The organism is Stenotrophomonas sp. PS02298, from assembly GCF_029959445.1.
GTDB lineage: Bacteria > Pseudomonadota > Gammaproteobacteria > Xanthomonadales > Xanthomonadaceae > Stenotrophomonas.
This window is the reverse complement of record NZ_JASCOR010000142.1, coordinates 1-11,379: the sequence shown is the minus strand read 5'-3', so window position 1 is coordinate 11,379 and position 11,379 is coordinate 1. Positions and strand designations below refer to the sequence as shown.

The following is an 11,379-nucleotide window of genomic DNA, read 5'->3' as shown; positions in this document are numbered from 1 at the left end:
ACGGCAATGCCGCGGCGCGTTCATGCCAACCATTTCGCGCTGGGCCAGGCCTTGGCGGGCGGCGATCAGCATCGCCGCCACCACCTGTTCAGTCAGCTCGATCACGCGCAGGCAGTCGCGCGCGGCGATGGTGCCCATGCTGACCTTGTCCTGGTTGTGGCATTCGGTGGAGCGCGAGAACACCGAGGCCGGCATGGTCTGCTTGAGCGCTTCGGCGGTCCAGGCCGAGACGCTGATCTGCAGCGCCTTCAGGCCATGGTTGATGGCCGCACGCGGGCCGGTGGCGGCCGACAGATTGGCCGGCAGGCCGTGGTTGTAGCGTGCATCCACCAGCAGCGCGAGCTGCCGGTCGAGCAGGTCGGCGAGATTGGCGACGGTGTTCTTCAGCGTGTCCATCGCCAGCGCGATGTGGCCGCCATAGAAGTGGCCACCGTGCAGGATGCGCTCGCCTTCGGCATCGATCAGCGGATTGTCATTGGCGCTGTTCAGCTCGGTTTCGATCAGCTGGCGCAGGAATGGCAATGTGTCTTCCAGCACGCCGATCACGTGCGGTGCGCAACGCAGCGAGTAGCGATCCTGCAGGCGCTCGGCATTGCGTGGCGGGCGTTCGCTGTGCAGGTCCTCGCGCAGGCGCGCGGCGATGCGCATCTGCCCCGGATGCGGCTTGGCGGCGAACAGGGTTTCATCGAAGTGATGCGCGTTGCCGTCACTGGCCAGCACATTGAACGCGGTCAGACGCGTGGCCAGGCGTGACAGGTAATCGGCGCGCTGCCAGGCCAGGCAGGCCAGGCCGGTCATCACCGCGGTACCGTTCATGATCGCCAGGCCTTCCTTGGGACGCAGCCGCAAAGGCGTCATGCCGATATCCGCCAATGCGTCCGCCGCGTTCTGCACGCGCCCCTGGTAAAACACGTCGCGCTCGCCACACAGCACCGCCGCCACATACGACAGCGGGGTCAGGTCACCACTGGCACCGACCGAGCCCTCGGCCGGGATCATCGGCAGCACGTCGTGCCGCAGCAGGCTGGTCAGCCCCTCCAGCAGCGGCAGGCTGACACCGGACATGCCACGCACCAGCGAGGCAAGCCGCGCAGCCAACACCGCACGCGTCTCCACCGGATCAAGATAACGGCCCAGGCCGCAGCCGTGATAGGTGTACAGATGGTGCGGCAATTCAGCGACCAACGCGGGCGGAATATTGACCGTGCACGAATCGCCGTAACCGGTGGTCACGCCATAGACGACACCGTCCTCACGCAGCAGGCGATCAAGAAAATCTGCGCCCTGCTGGATGCGAACACGGAAACCGGCCTCGTCACTGAGCAGCGCGGCGCGCCTGCGCAGCGCCAGTGCAACCACGTCTTCGATGGTCAACGGTGCGTCGCCGAAGCGGCACGCGGGAGCTTGCTTATTCTGCATGGGGGGCTTGGTCCCAGAAGGGGAAGAAGTTGAACCAGTCCATCGGCGACTGGATGAGTTGCCGCTCCAGCCAACAGGCAAATGCCTGCGCCTGGCCAGCCAGTGCCGCATCACGCGAGCCACGCGGCAACACGATGCGATCACTGAAATGTTCAAACACCACGCGGTAGCCCTGCCCCTGGTGCAGGCAGGCCATGGTGTAGACCGGGCAGCCCAGCGCGGCGGCCAGTGCATAGGCACCAATCGGGAACGGCGCGCGGTGGCCGAGGAAATCCGCCATCACCGTGCGCCCGCCCTGCACCGGCACGCGATCACCAACGATGGCGACAAAGCCGCCCTCGGCGACACGGCGGCTCAGTTCCAGCGCGGTGTCCGGGCCCATCGAAGTCACCTGCATCAACTCCACCTGCGCCAGCGGGTCCAGCCGCTGCAGCAGGCGGTTGAAGCGCTGCGCGTGCGCGGTATGCACCAGCACCGTGATGCGGAAGCCCGGCACCTGCTCAGCCAATACCTGGCACAGCTCCAGGCAACCGATATGCGCCGTAAGCAGCAGGCCGCCTTCGCGGCGGGCGATCCTGTCCAGCATCAGGTCGCGCTGCAGCTCGATGCGCTCGGCCGGGTAACGACCGCCCAGGCCAAGCATCTTGTCCAGCAAGGTATCGGCGAAACAGAAAAAGTGGCGCAGGCTGTCGCGCCGGCGCGGCGTGCGCCCCAACGCGCCGGTATGCGCCTGCAGCCGCTGCAGGTACTGCAGCGACGCACGCCGCCCAACCCCATTGCCCAGCCAATGGCATAGCACCACCGGCCATACGCAGAGACGGAACGGCCAACGCCCGAACCAACGATGCACCCAGCACAGGAACAGCACCCCGGCCACCGAGGTGGATTCGCCGATATCGGCCCAGTGCGGTGTGTTGTTGGCGGCCACTATCGCGCCCCCTGCAGCCGCCGCCAAAGCAGGCGCGGACTGCGCCACACCATGCCGAAGAACAGCCGGGCATGCATGCGGCTGATGCGCAGGTTGTCGCGCCACACATCGAAGTGCGACACGCCATCGCTGGGATAGGTAACGCGGGTGGGCAGATGGAACACCGGCAGCTGCCGCCAGAACAGGCGCACCAGGATCTCGCTGTCGAAGTCCATGCGCCTGCCGATGGTTTCCTCGGCTGCAAGCCGCAACACCGGCGGCAGCGGATAGACCCGGAAGCCGCACATCGAATCGCGCAGGTGCAGCGACAAGGTATTGATCCACACCCACACATGGGTGAGGTAGCGCCCGTACAGACGCGCCTTGGGCACACTCTCGTCATAGACCGGCACGCCACAGATCACCGCCTGCGGCTGCGCCTGCGACAGGGCCACGAAACGCGGCAGGTCGCCGGTGTCGTGCTGGCCATCCGCATCGATCTGCACCACGTGGCTGTAGCCCCGCCGCGCCGCCTCGGCGAAGCCGGCCAGCATTGCACCGCCCTTGCCCTGGTTCTGCTCCAGGCGCAGCAGATCAACATCGGCCTGCTGCGCCAGCGCACGCAGCACCTGTGCGCAGGCCGGGTGCGAGCCGTCGTCCACCAGCAGGCACGGCAAGCCAGCGGCACGCACGCCGTCGACCACCGCGGCTATCGCCTGCTCATGGTCGTATACCGGGATCACCACCAGCGCCGCGAAGGCGCCTTCGGCCTGCGGTGCATCACGCATCGGCGAATACCACCTTGCCGCTGGCGTGCACGCCGTGCTCGGAGCTGTAGCGGAAGGCCAGCACGCCGCGTGCGGCGTCCCAGTCCAGTTGCAACGACAGCAGCTGTCCCGGCCGCGCCACATGCTGGAACTTGACCGCATCCATGCGCTCGAAGCGCGGCGGCATGTCGAACGCCTGTCGGCCATAGCGGATGGCCCAGTCCAACTGGGCAACCCCGGGCAGAATCCGCGCCTGCGGAAAGTGTCCTTCGAACACCCGCAATGAAGGATCCAACGCCAACTCGGCAACGGCAGTGCTGGGCGAACGCTCAAGCCAACGCGGCGACGGCATCAGCGGCTGGAACAGTGCGGCCAAGGCGGCATGGGTAACCTTGCCCTGTGCATTGAGCGGCAAGGCACTGAGCAAACGCCAGCGGCGCGGGCGCGTCACTGCATCATGGCTGCGCGCCAATACCGCTGCCAGGTGCTGCTGGAATGCACGGCGGGCGGCATCATCGGCAGCAATCAGCGCTGCATCCGTCGGCACCACCACCGCAGCGAGCTGTTCGCGCGCACCCGGCAATACCAGTACCCGCACATCCTCGACCAGCGGATCGGCGCGCAGCGCGCGCTCCAGTGCATCCAGCGATACCCGCCGCTCTTCGATCTTGACGATGCGGTCGGCACGGCCAAGCAGGCGGAAGCGGCCTTCGGCCAAGGCCTCGACGCGGTCCTGGGTCTGCCACCACGACGTCGTCGGCAGATGCGCCGAGGCCACCACCAGGCAGCCATCCTCGATGCGCCACTGCACGCCAGGCAGCGGCTGCCAGGTCGGCGCGGCGTCGTGCCAACGACGCCAGGCGACACCGCCGGTCTCGCTGCTGCCATAGACCTCGGTCGGCGCCACGCCCAACAACCGCCGCACCTGCGGCGCGGCATCGGCCGGCAACGGGCCACCGGAGGAGAACACCGCGCGCAGACGCCCGTGCAGCGCAGCCCAATCCAATTGCTCGGGCAGCCGCTTCAGGTGCGCAGGCGTTGCCACCAGCACGCTGTCAGCAGCACCCAGGGCTTTGATCAGGTCTTCATGGAAGAAACGACGCGGCTGGATTTCGCGCCCCGCGGCCAGTGGCCACAGCACCCGGAACAACAGCCCGTAGATGTGTTGATGCGAGACCGTGCCATGAACCTGGGCGCCTTCCAGCTCGGCGCCAAAGGCGGCCTGCAAGGCGTCCACTTCGCGCGCCAGCTGATCCAGACGTTTGCTGATCGCGCTGGGCTCGCCGGTGCTGCCGGAGGTGAACACCACCAGCTCGCAGGCACGCTCATCCAAGGGTTCCAATGCAAGGTCGGCGGGCGCATCCACTGCGGCCAACGGCGAATGCGCCGGATCGATGTCACCGGCAAAGCCACTTACCCGCGACTGCAGTTCAGCGAGGCTGGCCGGCAGGTTGTCGGCGGCCAGAAACACGCGTTTGCCGGCATGCCAGGCACCAAACAAGGCTGCCGCGAACGGCAGCGCCTCGTCGAAGTACAGCGCCCAATCGCGGCCGGGCGCGGCGGTAAATGCCTGCTGCCACGCCATTACCTGCTGGCGGAATGCAGCGTGGGTAACCACCACGCCCTCGCACACGCCGACGCAACGCGCCGGCTGCGGCTGCAGCAGCAACCGGTCCAGAGCGATCCACTCAGACATGGGCGTGCGCGGCCTTCACTCGCCGCCGTACCAGCCACTCACCTGCAAACAACACAGCCATCATCACGTACGCCAACAATCCGTTGTACAGCGCCCAGGTCCGGTCCGACGCCCAAAGCGCGGTTACCAGGGCCAGGCCCCCGTTGAGAACAAAAAAGCCACACCAGACCTGGGTCACCTTGCGGGTATAGGCCACCGCAAAGGGTGGCAGGTCCGGCTCCTGCAGGCGCGCCAAACGCTCCACCACCGGCGGCCCAAACCGCAGGCTGGTGGCAAACACCACCAACATCACCACGTTGACCAACAACGGGTAGAGCTTCAATGGCAGCGCCTGGTTGAGCAGCGTGGTCAGCAAGGCCAGTACGCCGGCACCTGCAGCGGCCGCCATCCACAGCGGCTGGCGACTGGTCAACGCCCGCAACACGGCCAGTGCAAACAACAGCACCGCCATCCAGCGGGGCTCGAAGCGCCCCATCGCCAGGTACACCAGCAACGGATAGGCGACCGTCAGCAGACCAAAGGCGAGCACGCGGAACCGCGTCATGCCAGGCCTCTGCCGATCCGGTCAGGCAGCGGCTTGATCGGGCAGCAGGCCATGCACGACGTCAACCACGTCCTGCACGGTGCGCACGGTCTTGAAGGCCTCAGGCTGCAGGTTGCGGCCCAGCAACGGCTTGAGCTGCACGATCAGATCGACCGCATCGATGCTGTCGATGTCCAGGTCTTCGTACAGACGTGCCTCGGGCTTGATCCGCTCCGGCGCAATCTCAAAACTGTCGTTGAGAATGCGAACGATATGGTCGAACAATTCACTCTTGGTCATGGCAATTCCTGGCCCGGTTACGACTGACGGGCAGCGACAAACTCGCTGAGCGCGCGCACGCTGGAAAAATGGCGGCGGGTCTCTTCCGAGTCAGCCGACAGGCTGACCCCATACTTTTTCTGCAGCGCCAGACCGAGCTCCAGTGCATCAATGGAGTCCAGGCCCAGTCCTTCAACGAACAGCGGCGCGGCGGAATCGATGTCCTCCGGCGCGATGTCTTCCAGTGACAGCGATGAAATGATCAATTCCTTGATCTCGTGCTCAAGTGCCTGCACGGTTCGGATCTCCAGCAAGATCGAAATAATGGGTAAGGTGGTCGGTAAGGCGACGCGCGGCCAAAGCATCCCCCTTTGACGTGGGGGTATCGACCAGGAACGGGTGGATCTGAATATCTTCACCCACCTCGATCCGAACGTGGAAACGCCGCGGCGGCACACGATACCATTTCTGCCCCTTCCCAAGGGTTGCCGGGCTGCAGCGGATGTGCACCGGGGTGACATCCAGCTCCCCCCTGACCGCGATGTTTGCCGCCCCGCGCTGCAGCCGCAATGGCTGGCCGGGCACGCTGCGTGTGCCCTCGGGGAAAATCACCAGGCTGCCGCCGGCCCGCACCGCCGCAATGTAGTCCTCCACCAGACCCGCACCGTCGTCATTGGATATGTAGCCAGCTGCGCGCACCGGCCCGCGCATGAATGGATTGATGGCCACGGCACGCTTGACCACGCAATCAGCGTTGGGCAGCAGCGACACCAGGAACACCACGTCGATCAGGGTCGGGTGGTTGGCCAACACCAGCAGACCCCGCCGCTGCAGTCGCTCACCGCCGACGATCTCGTAGGTCAGCACGCCGAACCGGCGCATCAGGCCGATATGCCCGGCAAAGCTGAGCTGCACCAGGCGCCGGGCAATCCGACGGCGACGGTGCTCGTCGCGGATCAGCAGCAACGCCGGCATCACCAGGCCGCCAAGCAGTAAACCGCCAATGCCGAAAGCAGCAAAACTGAGCCCGGTGGCGAACACCCGCCAGGCGTGATTGAGCCGAGCAGTCACTGCCTCAGCCATGCCGCGTCCAGACCCAGTCCTGCCCATCAATGGTGGTGATCATGCTGGCATCTCCCGACAAAAGGAATTTATGTGCAGCCAAAGCGCGCGGCAATAGCGGCCGGACGGGCACCGCTTGGGCAGCCCGCCAGGCCAAGCCCAGTCGGGTACCGGGCTGATCTGCCCGGCGCAACCGCCAGCACCAGGCAAAGCCAGCATCGGGCTCATCCGCAAACCCCGCAAAAAGGGCTGGCAGCGGCGCCTCGTAAACAACCACCCGTACTTCCGGCGCACCATCGGCCAGCAGGCCATATGCCTCCACGCAGGCCGCCTCCACCGTTGCCGCCCCGCCCGCAAGCGCCAGATAGTTGCTGCGGCTGCCGCGCATGATCGAGTAGAGCGCCGCAACCGCGTTGTGCACGGACAGACCAAACGCGGTCGGCGACATCGGCTCCTGCCCCACCAGCGACTGCAGCAGCGCCAGCGAACGCGCCACATCGCCGTGGCGGGAGGCAAAGACCAGCGGGATGTCGGATTCATCTCCGTTCTGCTCGCACCAGCAAGCCGCCTGGATGGCCATGCGCCCGAGCCGCTCGATGCGCCGCCGCTGCATGGCCGGCACCTCCAGCAACGCCGGCGCAGCATCCCCCTGCGGCAGCCAGGGCTGCTCAGCCCAGGCCCGCCACTGCTCCGCCGTAGTCAGGTCCGGCGCCCATGCCGACCAACCGGCTACTGAAAATTCGATCATTGCCACCACTGCAATCCAACTACATGAAGCGTGAAGCCCAGCTTGACTGAGCGGCGCATTCCCCCGAATTACGCCGCGACACCTGCAAAAACGGCATCTGCTGGGACCGTGAAGCGTGGCAAGCTATCATGACGCCCGGCCATTGGCAGCAGATTCACGGTATGGGCAACAGCAACCTCTTCATGCAGCAGGCTACCGCTGCCCAGCCCGGCACTCCGCATTCAGTGTTTCGCGCCAGCTATCTGCCTGGACAGCAGGCCGCCGCAGCGCTGGCCGACCCGCGCACCCTGGCAGTGTTCGGGTTCAACCCCGAGCCGACATGTCACAACGCGCCGCATTGGCTGCAGGTGCCATTGGCGATGCATGGCGCCGACCGGATCGAAGTCTGGCAAGGCGATAGCGCCGTCGAACATGGCACTAGCGGTGCCGTGCAATGGTCACACAACGCCGAGCTGCTGTTCACGTCCATCGAAGTCGCTGAGGTTGACGGCGATATCGAGACCGCAACCGCCACGGCCTATGCCGCACTGAGCGAATTCCTGTCGCACAGTGACTATCCATCATTGCTGCGTACCTGGAACTACCTCGACGCCATCACCGAAGGCGACGACGACAACGAGCGCTACCGCCGCTTCTGCCTGGGTCGCGTGCGCGGCCTGCAGGTGGTGGATCACGCCGCAATGCCTGCCGCCACCTGCATCGGCTGCTTTGACGGCCGCCGCCGGGTACAGGTGTACAGCCTGTCCGCCCGCCAACCCGGCACGCCGCTGGAAAACCCGCGCCAGGTCAGCGCCTACGCCTATCCGCGCCAATACGGCCCGCAGTCGCCCAGCTTTGCCCGCGCGATGCTGCCACCACTCACGACCGGCCTGCCGTTGCTGCAATCAGGTACCGCCGCCATCGTCGGCCACCGCTCACAGCACCATGGCTCGGTGGCAATGCAGCTGGACGAAACCCTGACCAACCTGCAGAGCCTGATTGATGGTGCGCGACTGCAACGGCCGGCACTCGCATCCCATCTGGGTGAGCAATCGCTGCTAAAGGTCTATGTTCGCAATCCGCAGGACGCGGCCGCGGTAAGCCTGCAACTGCAGCAGCGCGGCCTGACCGAATCCAGCTTCATCGTGCTGCACGGCGAAGTCTGCCGGGCCGAACTGCTGGTGGAAATCGAAGGCCTGCACGGCTGAGAAACGCATCACCATGTTTGGCCCGGCGCAACGGCCGGGCCAGATCAACGCGGATTCAGTGATAGCCCGTCTCAGCCGTCACCTTGCCGCGGAACACCCGGTACGACCACACCGTATAGCCGAGGATTACCGGCAGCAGCAGCACCAGCCCGACCATGCTGAAGCCCAGCGACGACGCTGGCGCGGCAGCCTGCCACAGGGTCAAATGCGGCGGCAGCAGGTAGGGCCACATGCCCAGCACCAGGCCAACGAAGCCGAGCACGAACAGCGCCAGGGTCAGCAGGAACGGCGGCAGGTCGCGGCGCGGGTGCATGGCGCTGCGCCACAGCGCCACTGCCACGGCCAGGGTCAACAGCGGCACCGGCGACAGCCACCAGAAGTTGCCATCACTGAACCAGCGCTCCATCACCCGCGACTGCAGGAATGGCAGCCAGGTGCTGACCAGGCCCATGAACACGATCACCGCCACCATCAACGGCCGCGTCAGCGAACGTGCCAGCGCCTGTTCACGGCCTTCGGTCTTGAGGATCAGCCAGGTGCTGCCGAGCAGCGCATAGCCGGTGACCACCGCGACACCGGTCAGCATCGAGAACGGGCTGAACCAACCGAACGCGCCGCCGCTGTACTGCCCGTCCTGCATCGGCAGGCCCTGCACCAGCGCGCCCAGGATCACACCCTGCGCGAACGCCGCCAGCAGCGAGCCCATCGCGAACGACACGCTCCACAGCGCGCGCGAGCGATGCGCCTTGAAGCGGAACTCGAAGGCCACGCCGCGGAATACCAGGCCCATCACCAGCAGCAGCACCGGCAGGTACAGGCCCGACAGCAACACCGCATAGGCCTTGGGAAACGCCGCCATCAGGCCAGCACCGCCGAGCACCAGCCAGGTTTCGTTGCCGTCCCAGATCGGCGCGGCGGTATTCATCATCACGTCGAGCTGCTGCTCATCCTCGGCAAACGGCGCAAGGATGCCGATGCCGAGCACGAAGCCATCCAGCACCACATACATCAGCACGCCGAAGCCAATCACCGCAAACCATGCCACCGGCAGCCAGATTGCCATCTCCATGTCAGCGCTCCTCCAGCGGTTCGTTGACGCCGGACAGCGGTCGCGCCGGGGTATGCATGCCGTCATCGCGCGGCGGCAGGTCATGTGGCTTGGGCCCGCTGCGCATGATCTTGACCAGGTACCAGATGCCCCAGCCGAACACGAACAGATAACCGATCACATAGATGGCAAGCGACAGCACCGTCATCCACACGCTCTGCGTACCCACCGCATCGGCGGTGCGCAGCACCCCATACACCACCCACGGTTGCCGCCCCATTTCGGTGACGAACCAACCGGCCACCAGCGCGACGAAGCCGCTGGGCAGCATCCAGTTCCAGCCACGCAGCAGCCACTTCGACTGCAGCAGGCGTCCACGCCACAACTGGAAGGCCGAAATCCACGCAACCAACAGCATCAACGAACCGATCCCGACCATGATGCGGAACGCATAGAACACCGGCACCACCGGCGGCCGCTCACTGGCCGGTACGGAGGTCAGCGGCGCGAACGTGCCGTCCGTGCTGTGGGTGAGGATCACGCTGCCGAGATTGGGAATGGCAATCTCATAGTCGTTGCGCTCCTCTTTTTCGTTCGGCACCGCGAACACCACCAGCGGCACGCCTTCGCCGGGCTCGCTTTCATGCCAGTGCGCCTCCATCGCCGCGATCTTCATCGGCTGGTGCTCCAGCGTGTTCAAGCCATGCATGTCACCAACGAAGATCTGCACCGGCACCGTCAAAGCAGCGAAGGCGACGGCTGCCACCAGCATCTTGCGGCCGGCTTCCACATGCACGCCGCGCCGCAGGTACCAGGCACCAACACCGCCAATGACGAAACAGGTGGTGATGAACGACCCCAGCGCCATATGCGCCAGGCGATATGGGAACGACGGGTTGAACACGATCTGCCACCAGTCCTGCGGATGCACGATGCCGTCGACCAGCGTGTAACCCGCCGGCGTGTGCAGCCAGCTGTTGGAAGACAGTATCCAGAACGTGGAAAACAGCGTGCCCAACGCCACCATGCAGGTGGAGAAGAAGTGCAGGCGCGGCGAGACCTTTTCCCAACCGAACAGCATCACGCCGAGGAAACTCGCCTCCAGGAAGAACGCAGTCAACACCTCGTAGGTAAGCAATGGCCCGATCACCGTGCCGGCCACTTCACTCAGGCGCGGCCAGTTGGTACCGAACTGGAACGCCATGACGATGCCGCTGACCACGCCCATGCCGAAGGACACGGCGAAGATCTTCTGCCAGAAGAAAAACAGCTCGCGCCAGACCGGGTTGCGGGTGCGCAACCAACGCCATTCGACGAAGGCCAACCAGCTGGCCGTGCCGATGGTGAAGGCCGGGAACAGCACATGAAAACTCACCACGAATCCGAACTGGATCCGGGACAACAGCAGCGCTTCCACGGCCGCTTCTCCGCAACATTTTTAATTGGGGCGATTCTGGTCCGGTATTGGTTAAGAGCGGATGTGACCGGATGTCGCACTGCGTCAAAACGTCGCACAGCGATAGCCCCCTCCCTTTTGTCGAAGACAAAGGGGAGGGTTGGGGAGGGGTCAGCTTTGCCCCCTCCCTTTGGCGCAGCCAAGGGGCGGGCTGGGGAGGGGTGCACTTTTGGCCACCCCTGTAGTGGGGGGGGGGGGGGGGGGGGGGGGGGGGGGGGGGGGGGGGGGGGGGGGGGGGGGGGGGGGGGGGCGGGGGGCGGCGCGGCCGCGGGGGGGGCGCGCGCCCG

At 65.7% G+C, this 11,379-nt stretch carries 12 protein-coding genes; 1 reads left to right on the top strand and 11 read right to left on the bottom strand.

Annotated features, from left to right (window positions below):
• The 9 genes from QMX78_RS16930 to QMX78_RS16890 all read right to left on the bottom strand — a co-directional run.
• A partial coding sequence (locus tag QMX78_RS16930; RefSeq protein WP_282271721.1) for an aromatic amino acid ammonia-lyase occupies positions 1-1,419 on the bottom strand: 1,419 nt, incomplete at its 3' end.
• Positions 1,409-2,347, bottom strand: a complete 939-nt coding sequence (locus QMX78_RS16925) for an acyltransferase (RefSeq protein WP_282271719.1) — start codon at positions 2,345-2,347, stop codon at positions 1,409-1,411. The genes QMX78_RS16930 and QMX78_RS16925, both read right to left, overlap by 11 nt.
• A complete protein-coding gene (locus QMX78_RS16920; RefSeq protein WP_282271717.1) occupies positions 2,347-3,114 on the bottom strand; it encodes a glycosyltransferase family 2 protein in 768 nt (255 codons plus the stop codon). Before QMX78_RS16920 ends, QMX78_RS16925 begins: the two co-directional genes overlap by 1 nt.
• Positions 3,107-4,789, bottom strand: a complete 1,683-nt coding sequence (locus QMX78_RS16915; protein WP_282271716.1) for an AMP-binding protein — start codon at positions 4,787-4,789, stop codon at positions 3,107-3,109. The genes QMX78_RS16920 and QMX78_RS16915 overlap by 8 nt, the downstream gene beginning before the upstream one ends.
• The gene (locus QMX78_RS16910; RefSeq protein ID WP_282271715.1) at positions 4,782-5,333 is read right to left on the bottom strand and encodes a hypothetical protein; all 552 of its coding nucleotides are present in this window, start codon (positions 5,331-5,333) and stop codon (positions 4,782-4,784) included. Before QMX78_RS16910 ends, QMX78_RS16915 begins: the two co-directional genes overlap by 8 nt.
• 21 nt (positions 5,334-5,354) lie before the next feature.
• On the bottom strand, positions 5,355-5,612 hold the full coding sequence (locus QMX78_RS16905; protein WP_282271713.1) for an acyl carrier protein: 258 nt from the start codon (positions 5,610-5,612) through the stop codon (positions 5,355-5,357).
• Positions 5,613-5,629: 17 nt separating this feature from the next.
• The gene (locus QMX78_RS16900; RefSeq protein WP_282271712.1) at positions 5,630-5,887 is read right to left on the bottom strand and encodes a phosphopantetheine-binding protein; all 258 of its coding nucleotides are present in this window, start codon (positions 5,885-5,887) and stop codon (positions 5,630-5,632) included.
• Positions 5,874-6,674, bottom strand: coding sequence for a lysophospholipid acyltransferase family protein (locus QMX78_RS16895; RefSeq protein ID WP_282271711.1), 801 nt, complete (start codon positions 6,672-6,674; stop codon positions 5,874-5,876). The genes QMX78_RS16900 and QMX78_RS16895 overlap by 14 nt, the downstream gene beginning before the upstream one ends.
• Positions 6,667-7,401 (bottom strand): beta-ketoacyl synthase chain length factor, encoded by a 735-nt coding sequence (locus QMX78_RS16890; protein ID WP_282271709.1) that lies wholly within the window; start codon positions 7,399-7,401, stop codon positions 6,667-6,669. Before QMX78_RS16890 ends, QMX78_RS16895 begins: the two co-directional genes overlap by 8 nt.
• 128 nt (positions 7,402-7,529) lie before the next feature.
• Between QMX78_RS16890 and QMX78_RS16885 the strand changes: the two genes are divergently transcribed.
• Entirely contained in the window at positions 7,530-8,588 is a 1,059-nt protein-coding gene (locus QMX78_RS16885; protein WP_282271707.1) for a pteridine-dependent deoxygenase, read from the top strand.
• Between the two features lie 55 nt (positions 8,589-8,643).
• On the opposite strand, the gene cydB is transcribed toward QMX78_RS16885, so the two are convergent.
• Together cydB and QMX78_RS16875 are read right to left on the bottom strand one after the other, a co-directional pair.
• The gene (cydB, locus tag QMX78_RS16880; RefSeq protein ID WP_282271705.1) at positions 8,644-9,657 is read right to left on the bottom strand and encodes a cytochrome d ubiquinol oxidase subunit II; all 1,014 of its coding nucleotides are present in this window, start codon (positions 9,655-9,657) and stop codon (positions 8,644-8,646) included.
• 1 nt (position 9,658) lies between these two features.
• Positions 9,659-11,053, bottom strand: coding sequence for a cytochrome ubiquinol oxidase subunit I (locus QMX78_RS16875; RefSeq protein WP_282271702.1), 1,395 nt, complete (start codon positions 11,051-11,053; stop codon positions 9,659-9,661).
• Positions 11,054-11,379: the final 326 nt, after the last annotated feature.

What these genes read in the sequence shown, in the direction of transcription:
- QMX78_RS16920 (WP_282271717.1), bottom strand. Translation starts at nt 3,114, where the DNA reads ATGCGTGATGCACCGCAGGCCGAAGGCGCCTTCGCGGCGCTGGTGGTG.
- QMX78_RS16915 (WP_282271716.1), bottom strand. Translation starts at nt 4,789, where the DNA reads ATGTCTGAGTGGATCGCTCTGGACCGGTTGCTGCTGCAGCCGCAGCCG.
- QMX78_RS16910 (WP_282271715.1), bottom strand. Translation starts at nt 5,333, where the DNA reads ATGACGCGGTTCCGCGTGCTCGCCTTTGGTCTGCTGACGGTCGCCTAT.
- QMX78_RS16905 (WP_282271713.1), bottom strand. Translation starts at nt 5,612, where the DNA reads ATGACCAAGAGTGAATTGTTCGACCATATCGTTCGCATTCTCAACGAC.
- QMX78_RS16895 (WP_282271711.1), bottom strand. Translation starts at nt 6,674, where the DNA reads ATGGCTGAGGCAGTGACTGCTCGGCTCAATCACGCCTGGCGGGTGTTC.
- QMX78_RS16890 (WP_282271709.1), bottom strand. Translation starts at nt 7,401, where the DNA reads ATGATCGAATTTTCAGTAGCCGGTTGGTCGGCATGGGCGCCGGACCTG.
- QMX78_RS16885 (WP_282271707.1), top strand. Translation starts at nt 7,530, where the DNA reads ATGACGCCCGGCCATTGGCAGCAGATTCACGGTATGGGCAACAGCAAC.
- cydB (WP_282271705.1), bottom strand. Translation starts at nt 9,657, where the DNA reads ATGGAGATGGCAATCTGGCTGCCGGTGGCATGGTTTGCGGTGATTGGC.